This window comes from Falsiroseomonas frigidaquae, from assembly GCF_012163145.1.
Lineage (GTDB): Bacteria > Pseudomonadota > Alphaproteobacteria > Acetobacterales > Acetobacteraceae > Falsiroseomonas > Falsiroseomonas frigidaquae.
In genome coordinates, this window is the sequence record NZ_JAAVTX010000006.1 from 366,558 (window position 1) to 384,808 (window position 18,251).

Below are 18,251 nucleotides of genomic sequence, written 5' to 3' on the forward strand. Positions count from 1 at the left end.
TATCGTGCATATCGTGCCGCGATGCCCGGAGGAAGGCCGATCTCAGGCCTTCGGGGTACGTGTGGTGGTCGCCGCGCCGTTGCCTGCCCAGTCGCGCAGCAGCGTGAAGCCAACTGCGAGCAGAACCGGCCCCAGGAACAGGCCGAGGATGCCGAAGCCGATGACGCCGCCGATGGCGCCCAGCAGGGTCAGCAGCAGCGGCAGGTCGGCGCCGCGGCTGATCAGCCAGGGCCGGATCACGTTGTCCACGGAGGAAATCCCGGCCGCGCCGTAGACCGCCATGAAGAGGCCCCAGCCGGTCTCGCCCTGGGTGAACAGCCAGATCGCCGCCGGCGCCCAGACCAGCGGGGCGCCCACCGGCAGGATCGACAGCACGCCCGCCACCACGCCCAGCAGCACCGGCTGCGGCACGCCCGCGACCCACAGGCCGAACACGGTCATCGCCCCCTGCAGCACCGCGGTGCCGAGCAGGCCATAGACCACGCCGCGGGTGACGTTGCCGGTCAGCAGGATCAGCCGGCGCGTGCCGGGGCCGGCCATCTTCTCCATCACCGCCTCCGCATGGGCGGCCATGGCCGGGCCGTCGCGATAGAAGAAGAAGGCCAGGAAGATCGCCATGATCAGCTCCGCCAGGCCCGACAGCAGCGCCAGCAGCACCGCCAGCGCGCTGCCGGCGATCTGCCCGGCATAGGGGCTGATGGTCTCGAACAGCCCGGCGAAGGTGGTGTCCCAGCCGCTCAGCAGGCTGCGGAAGGTCTCGCCGATGAAGGGCAGGCTGCCGAGCCAGATGGCCAGGTTCGGCAGGCCGGTCACCAGCAGCCCCTCGAAGGAGGTGCGCAGCCCTTCGATCTCCTCACGCGTCGTAGGCGTGGCGAAGACCAGGGGCAGGCCGATCAGCACGAATTCCACCGTCACCATCACCAGCGCGGCCGCACCCGGGCCGAGGCCGGTCTTCTCCCGCAGCACGCGGAAGGCGGGCCAGGTGGTGTAGGCCAGGATCACCGCCCAGAGCAGGGCGGAGATGAAGGGCCGCATCACCCAGAAGCAGCCGAGGCCGAGCGCGAACAATGCCGCCAGGCCGAGCAGGCGGGCGGGGCGGATGGATTCCTGGCTCATGCTGGCTCCGGTCTGAGACTCCAGCCTTAGCGGAAGCCCCGGCGCCACGCACGCCTTCCGCGCATCACCCCGCTGGCATGCGGCGGGCTTGCCCCCCGGCGGGGGCCAAGGCATCACCCGCGCAACCGCGAAACCCAGGGAAGGACACCGCCATGCCGCGCTTCGCCGCCAATATCTCTCTGATGTTCACCGAACTGCCCTTCCTCGACCGGTTCGAGGCCGCGGCCAAGGCGGGCTTCAAGGCGGTGGAATTCCTGTTCCCCTATGATTTCCCCGCTGCCGAGATCGCGACGCGCCTGAAGGACAACGGCCTGTCCCAAGTGCTGTTCAACGGCCCGCCGGGTGACTGGAACAAGGGCGAGCGCGGCCAGGCCGCCCTGCCCGGCCGCCAGGCCGAATTCAAGGAAGGCTTCCGGAAGGCGCTGGACTACGCCGCCACGCTCGGCTGCCCGCGCATCCATGTCATGTCCGGCCTGGCGCCGGCCGGCGTGGCGCATGACACGATGATCGCGACGCTGGCCGCCAACCTGGCCTGGGCGGCGGAGCAGGCGGCGCCGGCCGGCGTGAAGCCAGTGATCGAGCCGATCAACCACCGCGACATCCCGGGCTTCTTCCTCAACACCACCGACCAGGCGGCCGCCATCATCCAGGCGATCGGGCCGGACAGGATCGGCATGCAGTTCGACCTGTACCACTGCCAGATCACGGAAGGTGACATCGTCAAGCGGGTGGAGAAGCACCTGCCGCTGATCGCCCATATGCAGGTGGCCGACAATCCCGGCCGCAACGAACCCGGCACCGGCGAGGTGAACTGGCCCTTCGTCTTCGAGAAGATCGACGCGCTCGGTTTCCGCGGCTGGATCGGCTGCGAATACCGCCCGGCGGGCGAGACTGTGGCCGGCCTCGGCTGGTTCGCCCCCTACAAGAGCTGACCCCCGGCCCACCACGAACGGAGAGACACGCCATGAAGATCGGTTTCATCGGCCTCGGCATCATGGGCAAGCCCATGGCGCTGCACCTGAAGACCGCCGGCCACGAGGTCTGCGCGCCGGAGCGCGCCAGCCTGACCGCGGAACTGCGGGACGCGCTGACCATCCTGCCCGACGCCGCCGCGGTGGCGAAGGCGGCGGAGGTCATCATCCTGATGGTGCCCGACACCCCCGATGTCGAAGCCGCGCTGTTCGGCGCCGGCGGAGTCGCGGAAGGGCTGGCGCCGGGCAAGCTGGTGATCGACATGTCCTCGATCAGCCCGACCGCCACCAAGGCCTTCGCCGCCCGCGTGGCGGAGAAGGGCTGCGACTACCTGGACGCCCCCGTCTCCGGCGGCGAGGTCGGCGCCAAGAACGCCAGCCTGACGATCATGGTCGGCGGCTCCGAATCGGCGTTCGAGCGGGCCAGGCCGTTGTTCGAGGCGATGGGCAAGAACATCACCCTGGTGGGTGACACCGGCGCCGGGCAGACCTGCAAGGTCGCCAACCAGATCATCGTCGCGCTGACGATCGAGGCGGTGGGCGAAGCCCTCGTCTTCGCCAGCAAGGCGGGTGCCGATCCGGCCAAGGTGCGCCAGGCGCTGATGGGGGGGCTTGCAACCTCACGGATCCTTGAACTGCACGGCGAGCGGATGATCAAGCGGACCTTCGCGCCGGGCTTCCGGATCGAGTTGCACCAGAAGGACCTGAACCTGGCGCTGCAGGCGGGCAAGGAACTGGGCGTGGCGCTGCCCAACACCGCCTCCACCGCGCAGCTTTTCGCCGCCTGTGCCGCGATGGGCGGCGCCGCCGATGACCATTCTGGCATGGTCAAGGCATTGGAAACATTGGCCGCGCATAAGGTCGCGCCGGACGCCTGACCGGCACCGCCGGGCCAGCGGCGCGCGGGGGCAATCCTCGCGCACCGCTCCCTGCGCGGCGGGCTGCGACGCGTCGGAATCCCTTACGGTTACCGGTTCTACAACCGGAGGAGGTACCCGCCACGCTCAGGCCACAATTTTCCCGTGTTTTCGGCGTTGCTTTGGGCGCGCATGTCCCGCATTTTAGCGCCAGCAGCCTGATCCCTGAGATTCTGTCTCCGGCAACAGGGTTGTATCTTGTTCACTGGACCTACGGGGGATTGCATGCGTTTCGCGGACATAGGACAGCAATTGCGTGCCTATCGCCTCGAATCGGGCCTCCGTGCGGAGGAGATCGCGGCGCGCCTCGGTGTCTCCCGCGCCGCGCTGTACCGGTACGAGAAGGGCGAGGTCATCAAGCTGGACACGATCCGGCGCCTCGCTGAATTGCTGAAGATCTCCCCGCTGTCGCTGCTCGGCATCGGCGTGGAGTATTTCGCCCGGCCCCTCGCCTTCCAGGAGAGGCTGCGCCAGGTCGAGGAACAGGCCGACCAGATCCTGATGGTCGGCGGCGCCTTCTGTTACCAGACCACCACGGATGCCTTTGACGGCGCCGTCGGCGAAGCCTGGACGGAGGCCGCGGATGCCGCACCGGAACGCCTGCAGGCCCGCGCCAGCGCGGATCAGGCGCTCGGCCTGCTCGCCGCCCGCAAGCGCCTGCATGCCGCCCGCCGCCCGACCATCATCGCCATCCTGGGCGAAGCCGCGCTGCGCCGCTTCCTGCAGGAAGGCGTCGCCGCCGGCATGACGGTGCCGGAACGCACCCGCCAGCGCTGCCTCGCCGCCGCACGGGCGGAAGCGGAAGCCATCGCCGCGATGATGGAAAGCGTGCCGATCGGCGTGCAGATCGGCCTCGCCACCGGCACTGAACCCACCGGCGGCTTCATGGTGATGCGCGGGCGCGAGCGGGCGCATGTCGTCTCCTCCCCCTTCGCCGCGGATACGCCGCCCAATGGCGGCCTTGGCGTCGGCTCCATCACCGCGGCGGATGAGGCGGTGGCGGCGCATCAGCGCGTGGCCGAGGTGGCCTGGCGGGATGCGATGAAGGGTGCCGCCGCGGCGGCCCGGGTGCGGGAATTGATCCGCGCCAGCACCGTATAGTCTATCCCGGCGGCGGAACGCTCCGCCGGGCCTCCACCACATCCTCATCCTCCGGGCTGCGCCGCGTGGTGAAGCCGAGCGCCCGGATGAAGGCCAGCATGGGCACGTTGTCGCTCAGTATCTGGCCGACCACCTCCCGGATCCCGGTCGCGGCGGCCCAGTCGAACAGCCGCTGCATCAGGTGCCGGCCGAGCCCCTGCCCCTTCATGGCGCGATCCACCACGACGGCGAATTCCGCATGCTCGCCATCCGCCTCGCGGATCAGGCGGGAGATGCCGAGCATGTCCTCCGCCCCATCGGCGCGGCGGCGCACGGCGACGAAGGCCATCTCCCGGTCGTAGTCGATCTGTGTCAGCCGGGCGATCTGCACCGCCGGCAATTCCCGCAGCTGGCTGAAGAAGCGCCAGCGCACATCCTCCGGCGTCAGGCGGCGGAACATCTCCGCATGCGCCTCGGCATCCTCGGGGCGGACCGGGCGCACCAGCAGCACCTCGCCGGATTTCGCCGTCCAGGGTGCCACCCATTCCTCCGGATAGGGTGGCACTGCCAGCAGCGCCATCTGGCCTTGCGGGCGCAGCAGGCAGGACGCATCGGCTGCCATCACCCCCGCCGCATCCGCGAATAGCGGGTTCACGCCGAGCGCCGCGATCTCGGGAAAATCCACCGCCACCTGCGACAGCCGCACCAGCGCGCCGGCCACCGAATCGAGATCCACCGCCGGATGATCCCGGTAGCCCGCCAGCAGCGGCCCGGCGCGGGTCCGCCCGATCAGGCCGAGGGCCAGGGCATGGTTCAGCGGCGGCAGGTCGAACCCTTCGTCGCCCAGCACATCCGCGGCGGTGCCGCCCAGGCCGAAGCCGAGGAAGGGGCCGAACATGGCGTCGTCGCCCAGCCGCATCCGCAGCTCCTGGGCACCGCTGGCCTGGCGCTGTACCAGGAAGCCGGCGAGGCGCGCCCCCGGCCGTTCGCGCGCCGCCCGCTCCAGCATCGCCTCCGCCGCCTCACGCACCGCAAGCGCACTGCGAAGACCGAGTGCGACGCCGCCGATCTCCGTCTTGCGCCCGATATCCGGGCTGCGGAGCTTCAGCACCACCGGGAAGCCGAGCTCCGTCGCCGCGTCCTCGGCCGCCTTGAGATCCGCCGCCACCAGGCCGGGCACCACCGGCAGGCCATAGGCGGCCAGCACCGCCAGCGCCTCGTCCTCGGTCAGGGAGAGCCGGCCCTGCGCCCGCGCACCGGCCAGCAACGCGGCGACGGCGGCACGGTCCGGCTGCAGGGCGAGCACCTGGCGGCCGGGCAGTTCCGCGGCGGCCAGGCGGTTCTGCCGGTCTTGCAGCAGGTGCAACGCGCCGCGCACGGCGCCTTCCGGCGTCGGGAACACGGCGAGGCCGGCGGCGGCCAGGGCTCCACGCTGCGGCCCGGCGGTCGCCTGCCCGGCCCAGCAGACCAGGATCGGCGCGGCGCGGGTCGCCTTCGCGGCGGCGGATAGCGCGGCCGCCATGGTGGCCGCATCCTCCCCGGCCACCGGGGCGTGCAGCGCCACCACCGCATCCACCTGGCGCAGCCCGGCCAGCATCGCCGCCGCCTCGCCCAGCGCGGTGGCGGAACCCGGGCCGAGGATCAGCGGATTGGCGCCATGCCAGCCGGGACGCAGGCCGATATCCAGCGCCGCCAGCGCCTCGGGCGGCAATTCGGCCAGCCGCGCGCCGCCGGCCAGCACCCGGTCCGCCGCGAGCAGGCCGAGGCCCGTCGCATTGGCGACCAGCGCGATGCCGCCGCCGCTGCCGGTACCCGGCACCAGCTTCACCCGCGCCAGCGTCTCCGCCGCCGATAGCAGGTCGTCCAGCCCCTCCACCCGCAGCACGCCGGCGCGGCGCAGCGCCGCATCCATCACGGCATCCGAGGTGCCGGAGGGGTCGGCCAGCCGGCCACCGGCACGGATCGCCACCACCGGGCGCATCCGCGCCGCGGCGCGGGCGGCCGAGATGAACATGCGGCGGTTCTTGATGCGGCGGATTTCCAGCAGGATGGCGCCGGTGCCGGGGTCGCGGGACAGCCAGTCGAGCGCATGGGCGAAGCCGAGGTCGTCATTCTCGCCGATGCCGATGACATGGCTGAAGCCCACAGCCTCCGCCTCCGCCCAATCCAGCACGGCGCGCGTCAGGGCGGAGGATTGGCCGACCAGCGCCAGCCTTCCGCGGCGCGGCGCCAGATGGGACAGGGATGCGTTCAGCCCGATGCCCGGCACGCAGATGCCGAAGCTGCCCTGCCCCAGCGCCCGCACCCCGGTGCGCCGGGCGATCTCCGCCAGCCCCGGGGCCGGGCCGGGCACCACCACGGCATGGCAGCCGCGCGCCGAAAGCGCCGCCATCGCCGGCTCGATAGCCTGCGGCGGCAGCGACAGCACGGCGAGATCGGGCACCTGCGCCAGCGCCGAAAGCTCGCTGGCCTCGGTCAGCGTACCGGTGAAGCCGCCTTCCCGCAGGTTGCGCGCAAGCGGTGCGGAGGCGGCCATGGCGGGGTCGGCCAGCAGCAGCACATGGCGCGGCCGGTACAGCGCCTGTTCGCGGAAGCGCACCGCGGAATGCTGGGCCAGGCTGGTGGAAAGGCTCATTGTGCAGTGCACCATGGGCTTGGCGGGAGGCAACGACAAGCCGGGTGGGCTTGCCGCGCGGCGCGTTCGGCCTTCCGATACCCCGAAACTGATGAAGGGAACCACCATGCCCGCCGAAGACCCCCGCTGGGACCCCGAGATGCGCGCCTTCAACGCGATGATGGAGGCCGAGGGGGCGAAGCTGCCGCCGATCACCCTGACCCTGCCGCTGGACCAGGCGCGGGCGCAGACCGAGGCGCTGAACGTGCCGCTTTCGGCCGGCGGGCCGCAGATGGCCGAATCCTCCGATCGCTGGCTGCCGGTGCGCGGCCGGCGCATCCAGTGCCGCTTCCACCGGCCGGAGGCAGGCCCGCTGCCGGTCCTCATCTACATCCATGGCGGCGGCTGGGTCTGGAACAGCATCGACACGCATGACCGGCTGATGCGCGAATACGCCGCCGGCGGCGGCTGTGCCGTGATCGGCCCGGACTACGCCCTCAGCCCGGAGGCGCCCTTCCCCCAGGCGCTGGAGGAATGCGCCGCCGTGGTGCGCTGGGTGGCGGCGCAGGGCGCCGAATGGGGGTTGGACCCGTCCCGCATCGTCATCGGCGGCGACAGCGCCGGGGCCAACCTGGCAATGGGCGTCGCCCTGCTGCTCCGGCGCACGAACCCCGAGCTGAAGCTGCGCGGGTTATTGTTGAATTACGGGGTGTTCGACGCCGACCTTGAGACACCGTCCTACCGGGAATTCGCCGATGGCTACTTTCTGACGCGGGACAAGATGCGTTTCTACTGGGAGTGCTACGCGCCGCGCCCGGCGGATCGCCAGAACCCGCTGGCCGCGCCGCTTCTGGCCGATCTCAAGGGCTTGCCGCCCTGTCGTCTGCATGTGGCTGAGCTGGACGTGCTGTGTTCGGAGAACCTCGCCATGGGCGATGCGCTGCGCGAAGCGGGCGTGCCGGTGCAGCAGGCGCTGTTCCCCGGCACCGCGCATGGCTTCCTGCGGTCGCTGAACCATGTCGCCGCCGCCCGCCGGGCGGCCGCGGAGGGCGGCGAATGGCTGAAGGGGGTACTCGGCTAGCGTCGCCGGGTCGCATTTTCCGACTCGTCAGGCGAAGCCGCCTGACCTGAAAATGCTCAGCCTCCCAGCGCCCGCTTCGCCACCTCCGCCAGGAAGCCGCTGGCTACCGGCAGCACGGCGTCGTTGAAGTCGTAATGCGGGTTGTGCAGTTCCCGCCCGCCCTCGGCGGGGCCGTTGCCGATCCAGACGAAGGCGCCAGGCACCTCCTTCAGGAACCAGGAGAAATCCTCCCCCGTCATCGCCGCCGGCAGGTCGCGGCGCAGCGGGGCCACGGCGGCGGCGGCGGTGGCGGCCAGGTCACGCTCCGCCGGGCTATTGGCAGTCACCTCGACGCCCTGGCGCCAGCCCACGGTGGCACGCACGGCGCAGGTGGCGGCGATGCCCTCTGCCACTCGGTGCAGGCCTTCCTTGATCGCCTCCCCGGCCGAATCGGCCAGCCAGCGGGCGGTGCCCTTCAGCACGACCTGCGCCGGGATCTGGTTCTGCGCCTCGCCGCCATGCACCATGGTCACGCTGACCACACCACCGGCCAGCGGGTCCAGGTTGCGCCCGACGATGCTCTGCAGCGCCACGATACAATGGCCGGCGGCCACCATCGGGTCGCGCGACAGATGCGGCAGCGCGGCATGCGCGGCATGGCCGTCGAAGGTGATCTCGAAGCGCGCGCCGGCCGCCATCACGGCCTTGTCATGCACGGCAACGGTGCCAGCAGGGAGTCCGGGCCAATTATGCCATCCGAAGATGCGATCCATCGGGAAACGCTGGAACAGCCCCTCCGCGATCATGCTGCGGGCACCGCCACCGCCCTCCTCAGCCGGTTGGAACACCAGATGAACCGTCCCGGTCCAACCGCCATCCTCCAGCAGCAGCTTCGCCGCGCCCAGCAGGGCCGTGGTATGGCCATCATGGCCGCAGGCATGCATCACGCCGGGGACGGTGCTGCGGTGCGGCAGGTCCGCATTGACCTCCTGGATCGGCAGCGCATCCATGTCGCCGCGCAGGCCGACACTGCGATTGCCGCCGCCGCGGCGCAGGGTGGCGACTACGCCATGGCCGCCGAAGCCTTCGGTGATCTCGGTGACGCCGATCTCCCGCAGCTTGGCGACGACGAAGGCGGCCGTGCCCTCCTCATGCAGGGTGAGCCCGGGATGGGCGTGCAGGTGGCGGCGCCAGCTTGTCAGCGTCTCGGCGAATGCGGTGTCCATCCTGTAAGGGTAGCTGCTTAAGCCGGCATCCTCCATCCCCGACCAATTCGCGCCGTGATCTGCATGGCAGATGCAACCCGCGCCCCCTCCGGGCGCTTCCAGACCAGGTGAGACAGCTTCTGAGACCACTCCTCCTCCTTCCCATGCTCGTCCTGGCGGCCGCTCCGGTCGCCACGCAGTCCATGGGCCAGACCGCGCCGGAGCCTCCGGCAGCCGAGGCCCCGGCCCCCGGCGCCCTGCCCTATGAGACCAGCCTGGTCCCGACGGGGGTGGAGGCGCTGGACGAGCCGCTGCGCGATGCCTCCCGCCTGATCCGCCTGTCCGACGAAGCGCCGGTCGATGCCTATGGCCTGGTCGCCCGCGCGCTCGGCGAACCGCCCTTGCTCGATGCGGTGCTGCGCGCGGAAGGCTACTGGGCCGGCCGCATCGAGGTTGAGATCGCCGGCAGCCCGGCCGATGAGCCGGGGCTGGCGCAGCGTCTCGCTGGCAACCCGGGCCCGGTGCCGGTGCAGGTCCGGATCACCCCCGGCCCCCGCTATACGCTGCGCCGCGTCGCGCTGCGGTCCCAGGCGCCCGAGGGCGCCGCCGCAGTTGCCGCGCTCGGACAGCCGGAGGGGCTGGAATCCGGCGGACCGGCCCGCACCGGCCCGATCCTGGACGCCGAATCCGGCCTGCTCGACCGACTGCGCGTCGCCGGCTACCCGCTCGCCGCCGTGGTGGACCGCGAGGTGCTGGTGAACCATGAGGTCCAGGCGATGGACGTCACCTGGGTGCTGTCCCCCGGCCCCGCCGCCCGCTTCGCCCCGCCCGAGATCGCCGGCGGCACCGCCGTCAGCCGCCGCCTGCTGGCACGCATCACCAACCGTGTGTCCGGCGAGCCCTATGCTCCCGCGACACTGGAAAGGACGCGCCGCGAACTGCTGGCGCTGGGCGCCTTCGACACGGTGCGGGCCCGCGCCGGGGATCGGCTGGATGAGTCCGGGCGCCTGCCGGTGACCTTCACCATCACCGACCGCCCGCGCAACGCGGCTGGCGCGACGCTGGCCTATGAGACCAACTACGGCCCCTCGGCCACGGTCTACTACGAACGCCGCAACGTCTTCGGCAATGCGGAGCGGCTGCGGCTGGAGGCCTCCGCCTCCCGCCTCGGCAGCGAGGCGGATGACACCAACTTCCGCATCGGCGCCAATCTTCGCCGCCCGGGGCTGATCGATGGCCGCACCTCCCTGGTGCTGGATGCCGCCGTGCTGCGGGAGAGGCTAGACGCCTACGACCGCGACGCGATCACCACCTCCGCCCTGCTGGAACGGCCCTTCGGCGCGCGCTGGGTGCTGCAATCCGGCCCGACCTTCGAGACCGGGCGGATCGGCCGCGATGGCAATATGGAACCCTTCACCCTGGCGGGGCTGGTGATGGGCGCGCGCTATGACAGCACGAATGATCCGCTGGACCCGCGCGGCGGGCTACGCGCCACCATCAACGTTATCCCCTATGCCGATATCGCGGAAGGCGGCGGCTTCGTGCGGGCCATCGGCACGCTGCGGACCTATTTCGACCTGACCGGATCGGGCGGCACCGTTCTGGCGCTGCGCGGCACGCTGGGCAGCCTGGTGGGCGCGGATCGCAGCGTGCCGCTGGACAAGCGCTTCTATGCCGGCGGCGGCGGGTCGGTGCGCGGCTATGCCTATCAGAGCATCGGGCCGCGCGATTCGCAGGGAAGGCCGGATGGCGGGTCGAGCCTGGTGGAGGGCTCGGTGGAGCTTCGCCAGCGCATCTCCGGCGCACTCGGCATGGTCGCATTCCTAGATGGCGGCTCGGTGGGGCAGTTGGAGACGCCGAGCTTCGAGGAGGTACGCCTCGGCGCCGGCGTCGGCGTGCGCTACGCGACGGCAATAGGGCCGCTGCGACTGGACGTTGCCATTCCGCTGAACAAGCAGGAAGGCGATGACGGGTATGGGTTGTATGTCGGACTCGGTCAGGCCTTCTGAGGAGCAGCCCAGCCCCGCACCCCGCCGCCGCCGTCGCTGGCTGCGCTGGGGGCTGGGCCTGGTGCTGGCGCTGCTGCTGCTGCCCGTGCTGCTGGTGGGCGGCGGGCTTCTGTATGCGAACACCGAGGGCGGCCGCGCGCGGCTGGCCGGCCTGGCGGAATCCTTCGTCCCGGGTCTGACCCTGGAAGGGCTGCAAGGCCCCCTGCCCGGCCGCCTGGCGATCGACCGCATCGCGATGGCGGATGAGCAGGGCGTCTGGCTCGAGATCACCGATGCCGAGCTGGATTGGGACCCGATGGCGCTGCTCAATCGCCGCGCCCACATCACCCTGCTCTCGGCCGGCCGCCTCGCGCTGCACCGCCTGCCGCCGGGCGCCCCGGAGGATCCGGATGCGCCGGCCGGTCCGCTGCTGCCGCAATTGCCGCAGCTTCCGGTGGCCCTGCAGCTCGACCGGCTGCAGGTCGCACGGATAGAGCTGGCGGAGCCGGTGCTCGGCGAGGCCGCCCTGCTGCGGGCGGAAGGCATGGCGCTGCTGGATGCGGCCGGCTTGACCAGCAGCTTCGATATCAGCGCCCCGGAAGGCGCGACGACGCTGGCCCTGCAGGCCGCACTGCGCCCCGCCACGGGGCGGCTCGCCGCCAATATCCGGCTGCGCGATGCGGCCGGCGGCCCGGTCTCCCGCCTGATCGGCCAGCCGGAGCGTCCCGTTGCGCTCGACCTCACCCTGGACGGGCCGGCGGAAGCGGCGGCGCTGACCTTGCAGGCTCAGGCAGGGCCCGGACTGGCTCTGGATGTCGCCGGCACCGTCCGCGCGCCGGACATGGACAACCTGTCCGCGGAGCTGCGCGGCACCGCCGATGGCAGCGCCTTCCTCGAAGGTCCGCTCGCCGCACTGGCCGGGCCGCTCGGCCTCGTGCTGGACGCCAGCCGTGGCCCGGACGGCGCAATCGTGTTGCGCGCGCTGCGGGTGGATGGCGCCGCCGGGCAGATCGCGGCCAGCGGCCGGATCGCCGGGGACATGATGGACTCTGACCTGCAGGTGCAGGCCGCGCTCGCCGGCTCCACGACCTTCGCGCCGCTGCTGCCGGAGGGCGTTGTCGGCTGGGAGGGGCTGGACCTGCGCGGCACCGTGCAGGGTCCGCTTTCCGCACCGGCCGTGGATGCGACGCTGGCGGTGCGCGGCTTCACCTCCGCCCAGCCGCAGCTTGCCGCGCTGCTCGGTGGGTCGCCGCGCGTGGTGTTGCAGGCGACGGCGCCGGACCGCATCGGGCAGCTCACCATCGAGGGTGCGGCGATCCGTGCCGAGGCGAGCGGGCTGGTGGGCGAACTTCTGGACCTGCGCTTCGGGGTGCAGCTCGCCTCGGTCGAAGGTGCCGCGCCGGGGGTTTCCGGGGCCTTGGAACTGACCGGGACCGCACAGGGGCCGATCGGCGACCCGACGCTGGTGGTGCAGGCCGCCTCCGACCGGCTGGAGGTCGCCGGGCAGGTGCTGGAGGCGGCTTCGCTGCAGGCGCGCATCGCCAACCCCGCCTCCGCCCCGGCGGTCAACGCCCAGGCCAGCGGCCGCTTCCAGGGCCTGCCGCTGGCGCTCGACGTGCGCGGCGGCCCGCAGCCGGATGGCAGGCTGCGGCTTGAGGCGGCGACCGCCAGCCTCGGCCCGGCCGAGCTTGCGGCGCAGGGCGTGCTGGACCTCGCCACCAGCATCTTCGACGGCACCGCAAGGCTGGCGGTGGCCGATCTGGCACCGCTGTCGCCCGTCGCCGGCATCCCGCTCGCCGGATCGCTGCGCGCGGAGGCGAAGCTGGCGGCGCAGGAAGGCCAGCAGCGCGCCGAGCTGCGGCTGGAGGTGCCACGCCTGGCGGCCTCAGGCACCGAAGTGCGGCGCCTGACGGCGACCGTGGACGGCACCCTCGCCGCCCTGAACTTCGCCCTGGACGGCGTGGTTGCGGAAGCCGAGATCGAGGCGCGCGGCCGCCTGAGCGATCAGCCGGAGGGCGCGCGGCTGCTGGAACTCGCGGCGCTGCGGGCAACCGCCGAGGGCGAGACCGGCCGCCTTGCCGCCCCTGCCCGCATCCTGCTGCGCGCAGATGGGGCGATCGAGGTGGCGGCGCTGTCGCTGACCAGCAGCCGCGGTGGCACCGTGGATATCAGTGGAAGCTGGTCCGCCGCCCGCGCCGACATCCGCGCCCGCATCGCCATCCCGGATCTGGCGACGCTGGCCGTGCTGCTGCCGGATGTGGCGCCGACCGGGTCGATTGCGAGTGAGCTGCGCGTCACCGGCCCCGGCACCGCGCCCGAGGTCGCCGGCAATCTGCGGGCGAGCAACCTGCGCTCCACCGCCGCCTGGGCGCGCGGCCTGCCGGCGGTGGATATCCAGGCAGAGGGGCGGCGCGGCGCGGATGGCGCCATTTCCGGCCGCGCCACCGCCAATGCCGGCAACGCCACCCGGTTGACCGCCACGGCCAGTCTGCCGCGCGGGCCGGAAGGGCCGCTGGAGGGGGCGCTGGATGGGCAGGCCGATATCGGCGCGCTGACCGCGCCGCTGCTGGCGGCGGGTGCTGACCGGGTGACGGGCCGGCTGAACCTGGCGCTGCGCGCCGGCGGCACGGTGGCCGCCCCGGTGCTCGGTGGCCAGGCGACGCTTCCCGGCGGGTCCTATCGGAATGCGGAGCTGGGCGTGGCGCTGACCCAGCTTGCCGGCACGATTTCGGCCGCCGGGCCGCAGCTTCGCGTCGACCTCACCGGCCGCACCGCCGGCCAGGGCCGCATCGCGCTGACCGGGACGGTGGACCCGCTGACACAGGGCATGCCGGTAGATCTGGCGCTGCGGGCGACGGATGCGCAGCCGGTTTCCTCCGACCTGATCACCGCGACGATGGGGGCGGAGCTTCGGCTGACCGGGCAGCTCGCGACCGGCGCAAGGCTGGCGGGGGTGCTGCGGTTGCAGCGGGCCGATATCCGCGTGCCGGACCAGCTTCCGAGCTCGGTCCGCAGCCTCGGCCCGGTGACGGAGGTGGGCCGCGTGCCCGGCCGTACCACGCCGCCGCCGCGCCAGACGGCGAATGGCCGGGGGAATGGCAGCGGCCAGGGGAATGGCCAGGCCGCTGGCGGCGGCTCCGCCCTGCCGATCGCGCTCGACCTGCGGCTGGAGGCACCACGTGGCGTCTTCGTGCGCGGGCGCGGGCTGGATGCGGAGCTGGGCGGCACGCTGCAGATCGGCGGCACGCTGAGCAATCCGGAAATCTCCGGTGGCCTGGCGCTGGTGCGCGGCGAAATCCAGGTCCTGGCCCGTCGCCTGACCTTCAGCCGCGGCCGGCTGGACTTCACCGGCGGGCTGATCCCGGACCTGGATTTCGAGGCGACGAGCCAGACCGGCGGCACCACGGTACGCGCCAGCGTCACCGGGCCGCCGAGCCAGCCGGTCATCACCTTCTCCTCCACGCCGGAGCTGCCACAGGATGAGGTGCTGGCGCGGCTGCTGTTCGACCGGCCGGTCAGCGCGCTGTCGCCCTTCGAGATCGCGCAGATCGCCCAGGCCATCGCCGGCGCCACCGGCCTGGCCGGCGGCGGTGCCTCCGGCGTGCTGGACCGGGTGCGGCAGACGCTGGGGCTGGACCGGCTGGCGGTGGGCGGCGGCGGCGAGACGGCGGCGCGGCGGACGGAGGCGGAGGAACGCGCCGGCCCGACCCTGGAAGCCGGACGCTACGTCGCCGACGGCGTCTTCGTCGGCGTGCGGCAGGGCACCGAATCCGGCTCCTCCCGCGTCGGCGTCCGGGTGGATCTGACGCCGCGGATCAAGCTGGAAGCCGAGACCGGCGACCGCGAGGCCGGCGAGCGGGTCGGAGTCAGCATGGAGTGGCAGTGGGGGCGGTAGCTCAACCCAGCGCCGGCACCCGCTTCACCAGCGCCGCATCCAGCGCCGCGCGCCGTGCCCACAGGCCGCGATACCAGTCCAGCCGCGGCGCCAACTGCCGCGCCAGCAGCCGTTGATCCCGCACCCAGGCCCGCGCTGCCTCGCCCATCGCCAGGGCGCGGGCCGGTTCGGCGAGCAGGGCGCGCAGTTCCCGGCCGAGGCTCTCGGCATCCGGCACGATCAGCCCGGTCTCGCCATGGCGTAGGCTGCCGGCATAGACCACGGGGCTGGCCAGGCAGCACAGGCGATGGCCGCCGGCCTCCACCGCCTTCAGGTCGGACTTCATGCGGTTGAAGCGGGTATCGGCCAGCGGCAGGAAGGCCAGCTCGCAGCCCGCCATCAGCTTCCGGTAGCCGGCATAGTCGATGGTCGGCGTGAAGCGCTTATGCGGCGTGTCGAGCGCCGCGAAGCTCGCCTGGTCATGCACCACCTCCACCGCCAGCCGGCCGTCGGCCTCGGCCAGCACCTGGTTCAGCACGGGCAGGAAGGGGGCGATGTCCGCCTGGCGGTTCAGCGCGCCGAAGAACAGGGTCAGCCGGTTCGGGTCGCGGAAATTGGCGGGCTCAGGCAATTCGGCCAGCGCATTGGGGAAGACCGCGATCTCATCATTGAACTCCGAGAACAGGTCGCGCAGCGGCGCGGTGGAGGTCTGCACCGCATGCACGCCGCGGAACGCCAAGTGGTCGTTCCCGGCGATGGAGGGCCAATGCGCCGGGTCGTCGTCGAATTCCTGCACCAGCACGGCGCCGGTAGCCCGCAGCTGGCGCAGATAGGCGACGCTGTCCGGCCGATCCAGCAGGCGGCGCTGCAGGATCAGGATGCGCGGTACCTCCGGCGGCAGCTGCGGCAGTTCGGCATCCTGGCCGGCGCGGGTGGCGACGCCAGGGCGCGTCGCCAGCGCCTCGAAGGGTTGCAGCACGCGCACATCATTCACCCCGCCCACCGGGCGCAGCGTGCGCGCTGCCAGTACAATCGGCGCCGGCCTCCGGCGCCCGGCGCGCCAGACATATTGCAGGGGCGCGGAGCGGCGCAGCCAATCCTCCTGCGTCGTGCCCAGCGCGGCCAGCGCCGGCGCCATCGCCTTCGCGAAGGCCTGGGCGCGGGGCAGCTCGAAGATGCGGGGCACCACTTCCAGGGGCACCAGGCCGGCGGCCTCCAGCGCCTGGCGCATCGCATCGCGCGTGAACCAGCGCAGATGGGTACGGTCGAACAGCCCCGTCTCCTCATAGCGCCAGCGGCCGCCGAGCAGCCGGGCGGCGAAGGACCAGTGCTCGACATTCGGGACGCAGACCAGCAGCACGCCGTCTTCCGACAGCAGAGCGGCGTCGCGCTTCAGTACCGCCCAGGGGTCGCGCAGATGTTCCAGCACATCGCCGAACACCAGCGCGTCCAGGCTGCCGGCCGGCACCGGCGGGGCGGTGGTTTCGATGTCGATGCGGTGCACCGCGTCGTAATGCGCCTCGGCGCGCGCCGCCAGCGCGGCGTCGGGCTCCACTGCCTCCAGGCGTGCCGCCGGGTTGCGGCGGCGGAAGGCGGCGCCCAGGGCGCCGGCGCCGCAGCCGACATCGAGCACCCGCCGCGCATCCAGCGGGATGCGCGCCAGCAGATGCGGGTTCGCGGAAGATCCGTAGCTGGGCTCGGTCACTGTGCGGCGACCGCCTGCGTCGCCGCATCCAGCGCCGCCAGCACATGGTTCATCCCGCGCTGCAACTGCGTGGTGGCGAAGCCGAGGGCGCAGGGCGGATAGCGATCCAGCTCCGCCGCCACCGCCAGATGCGTGAAGGGCGGCGCCGGCAGGCCGAAGTCGCGCCGCCAGCGCGTGCCGCGGGTGTAGTCCAGCGGCACGAGCTGGCGCAGCACCGCAAGCCGCGCCGCGCTGGCCGCTGCGGGCGCCGGCCCGGCGGCCTCGAAGGCGGCAAGGCTGGCTGCCAGCGCCTCCAGCGCCCGCGCCACCGGCTGCAGGTCGAAGCGATCGGCCGCGGCTGCGGCGTAGCGGGCCAGATGGGATTGCAGGTCGGCCACCAGCGCGCCGGGGTCGAGCGGCAGCGCCGGCAGCGTCGCCATGCGGAACACCGCCAGCGCATAGAGCCGGATATCGGTCAGCAGCACATCCGGGTCCGCGACCTCGATCTGGTCGCGGTCGGTGTGCCAGGCGGTGTTGCCGCCATTGCCCATGACGAAATACCAGCCGCGCCGCTCCACCTCCGCCTTCGGAATGCGGGAGGAGGCGGAGAAGCAGCCGGAGATGCCGAGGTTGTTGAAGGAGAAGTCGCTGGATTGCGTCGGCCGCTTGCCGCCGGCCACCTTGCCGGTGGCGTCGCGCACCGCCTCCGTCACGAAGGCACGGTTCTCCGCCATCCAGGGAATCGTCGGGTAGTCCGTGGCGTCGCGGCAGCCGGGGCTGTCGCAGTTCAGATGCGCCACGCAATGCTTCGCGAGGTCCAGCGCATGCTGGTCGGCATACCAGGTGCTGCCGGCGAATTTCCCGGTGGAATGGCCGGGCCACCAGCAGATGCGGACGCCGCGCCGCAGCTTCGCGCGGCGCGCGTGCAGGGTGCGGGCAACTTCCAGCAGGCAGGCATCGCCGGTGGCATTGTCGCCGACGCCGACATCCCAGCTGTCGTAGTGGCCATGCAGCAGGACGAAGCCGGGCTCGGTGCCCTCGATGCGGATTTCCGGCAGCACCTGGTCGAACCAGCCCTCCTCCACCACCGTGGTCAGCGTGGCGGCGGCGCCGCGCGCGGCGGCCTCGATCAGCCTGGCGCCATCCGGCGCGCTGACAGAGCAGCCGGGGATCGGCGTGCGGCCCGGCAAATCGTCCAGGTCCGGCGTGCCCCAGATGGCGCTGCCGCTGCCCCAATGCATGTCCGGGCCGGGGTTGATGGCGATGACGCCGGCGGCGCCCAGGGCCGCGAATTGCAGGATGCGCTCGGCCAGGATCATGCCGCGAAACAGCACCAGCTTGCCCGTCACATCCGGCACGCCCGGCGCCGGGTCGTAGCCCGGGCCGAATAGCGGGGCCGAATTCGGCGTCCAGCCCATCGGCGGGCCGATCGGGTTCTCGACGAAGACCAGCGGCGCGGTCAGCCCCTGTGGCGCGGTCTGGGCGAGCTGCGCCGGGCGGGCGGCCAGACGCAGGCCTTCCAGCTCCACATGCGCCGCCTTCGGCACGGCGAGATACAGGCGCGGGCGATGCACCGTGACCGGCAGGCCGAGTGCTTGCAGGCGGCGGATGATCTCCTCCCCCGCCGCTGCGGCCTCCGCCGGATCCTGCCGGCGCATGGTGGAAAAGCGCTGCACCAGGGACCAGGCGTCCTCGATGCGGGCGGAGGCCATCAGGGCGGCTTCGTCGGGCGTGGTCATCGG

Annotated in this window: 11 protein-coding genes; 6 read left to right on the plus strand and 5 right to left on the minus strand. The window is 72.3% G+C overall.

What is annotated here, in order from left to right; all coding sequences use genetic code 11:
* Positions 1–42: 42 nt before the first annotated feature.
* Positions 43–1,116, minus strand: a complete 1,074-nt coding sequence (locus HB662_RS21310; protein ID WP_168052540.1) for an AI-2E family transporter — start codon at positions 1,114–1,116, stop codon at positions 43–45.
* A 152-nt stretch (positions 1,117–1,268) separates the two neighbouring features.
* On the opposite strand from HB662_RS21310, the gene otnI reads away from it, so the two are divergent.
* The 3 genes from otnI (at position 1,269) to HB662_RS21325 (ending at position 4,105) form a co-directional block, all read left to right on the plus strand.
* Positions 1,269–2,048: a 2-oxo-tetronate isomerase gene (otnI, locus tag HB662_RS21315; RefSeq protein ID WP_168052542.1), complete on the plus strand. Its 780-nt coding sequence runs from the start codon at positions 1,269–1,271 to the stop codon at positions 2,046–2,048.
* A gap of 32 nt (positions 2,049–2,080) precedes the next feature.
* The gene (locus tag HB662_RS21320) at positions 2,081–2,965 is read left to right on the plus strand and encodes a 2-hydroxy-3-oxopropionate reductase (protein WP_168052544.1); all 885 of its coding nucleotides are present in this window, start codon (positions 2,081–2,083) and stop codon (positions 2,963–2,965) included.
* A gap of 264 nt (positions 2,966–3,229) precedes the next feature.
* Entirely contained in the window at positions 3,230–4,105 is an 876-nt protein-coding gene (locus tag HB662_RS21325; protein ID WP_168052547.1) for a helix-turn-helix domain-containing protein, read from the plus strand.
* Between the two features lies 1 nt (position 4,106).
* Here HB662_RS21325 and HB662_RS21330 read toward each other — a convergent pair whose 3' ends face one another.
* Positions 4,107–6,719, minus strand: coding sequence for a bifunctional acetate--CoA ligase family protein/GNAT family N-acetyltransferase (locus HB662_RS21330; protein ID WP_168052550.1), 2,613 nt, complete (start codon positions 6,717–6,719; stop codon positions 4,107–4,109).
* A 106-nt stretch (positions 6,720–6,825) separates the two neighbouring features.
* Between HB662_RS21330 and HB662_RS21335 the strand changes: the two genes are divergently transcribed.
* Positions 6,826–7,779, plus strand: a complete 954-nt coding sequence (locus tag HB662_RS21335; RefSeq protein ID WP_168052552.1) for an alpha/beta hydrolase — start codon at positions 6,826–6,828, stop codon at positions 7,777–7,779.
* A gap of 56 nt (positions 7,780–7,835) precedes the next feature.
* Here HB662_RS21335 and HB662_RS21340 read toward each other — a convergent pair whose 3' ends face one another.
* Positions 7,836–8,984, minus strand: coding sequence for an amidohydrolase (locus HB662_RS21340; RefSeq protein WP_168052554.1), 1,149 nt, complete (start codon positions 8,982–8,984; stop codon positions 7,836–7,838).
* Positions 8,985–9,127: 143 nt separating this feature from the next.
* Here HB662_RS21340 and HB662_RS21345 point away from each other — a divergent pair, with 143 nt between their 5' ends.
* Together HB662_RS21345 and HB662_RS21350 are read left to right on the plus strand one after the other, a co-directional pair.
* A complete protein-coding gene (locus HB662_RS21345) occupies positions 9,128–10,972 on the plus strand; it encodes an autotransporter assembly complex protein TamA (RefSeq protein ID WP_168052556.1) in 1,845 nt (614 codons plus the stop codon).
* Entirely contained in the window at positions 10,947–14,846 is a 3,900-nt protein-coding gene (locus HB662_RS21350) for a translocation/assembly module TamB domain-containing protein (RefSeq protein ID WP_168052558.1), read from the plus strand. Before HB662_RS21345 ends, HB662_RS21350 begins: the two co-directional genes overlap by 26 nt.
* A 1-nt stretch (position 14,847) precedes the next feature.
* On the opposite strand, the gene HB662_RS21355 is transcribed toward HB662_RS21350, so the two are convergent.
* Both HB662_RS21355 and HB662_RS21360 read right to left on the minus strand, forming a co-directional pair.
* Positions 14,848–16,530 carry a methyltransferase domain-containing protein gene (locus HB662_RS21355; protein WP_168052560.1) on the minus strand — a complete coding sequence of 561 codons (1,683 nt, stop codon included), beginning with the start codon at positions 16,528–16,530 and terminating at the stop codon, positions 14,848–14,850.
* A complete protein-coding gene (locus HB662_RS21360; RefSeq protein WP_168052562.1) occupies positions 16,527–18,248 on the minus strand; it encodes a M28 family peptidase in 1,722 nt (573 codons plus the stop codon). The genes HB662_RS21355 and HB662_RS21360 overlap by 4 nt, the downstream gene beginning before the upstream one ends.
* Between the last annotated feature and the right edge of the window lie 3 nt (positions 18,249–18,251).

Excerpts from the sequence above, each read along its gene's own strand:
- HB662_RS21310 (WP_168052540.1), bottom strand. The coding sequence starts at position 1,116 with ATGAGCCAGGAATCCATCCGCCCCGCCCGCCTGCTCGGCCTGGCGGCA.
- otnI (WP_168052542.1), top strand. The coding sequence starts at position 1,269 with ATGCCGCGCTTCGCCGCCAATATCTCTCTGATGTTCACCGAACTGCCC.
- HB662_RS21320 (WP_168052544.1), top strand. The coding sequence starts at position 2,081 with ATGAAGATCGGTTTCATCGGCCTCGGCATCATGGGCAAGCCCATGGCG.
- HB662_RS21325 (WP_168052547.1), top strand. The coding sequence starts at position 3,230 with ATGCGTTTCGCGGACATAGGACAGCAATTGCGTGCCTATCGCCTCGAA.
- HB662_RS21330 (WP_168052550.1), bottom strand. The coding sequence starts at position 6,719 with ATGAGCCTTTCCACCAGCCTGGCCCAGCATTCCGCGGTGCGCTTCCGC.
- HB662_RS21335 (WP_168052552.1), top strand. The coding sequence starts at position 6,826 with ATGCCCGCCGAAGACCCCCGCTGGGACCCCGAGATGCGCGCCTTCAAC.
- HB662_RS21340 (WP_168052554.1), bottom strand. The coding sequence starts at position 8,984 with ATGGACACCGCATTCGCCGAGACGCTGACAAGCTGGCGCCGCCACCTG.
- HB662_RS21345 (WP_168052556.1), top strand. The coding sequence starts at position 9,128 with ATGCTCGTCCTGGCGGCCGCTCCGGTCGCCACGCAGTCCATGGGCCAG.
- HB662_RS21350 (WP_168052558.1), top strand. The coding sequence starts at position 10,947 with ATGTCGGACTCGGTCAGGCCTTCTGAGGAGCAGCCCAGCCCCGCACCC.
- HB662_RS21360 (WP_168052562.1), bottom strand. The coding sequence starts at position 18,248 with ATGACCACGCCCGACGAAGCCGCCCTGATGGCCTCCGCCCGCATCGAG.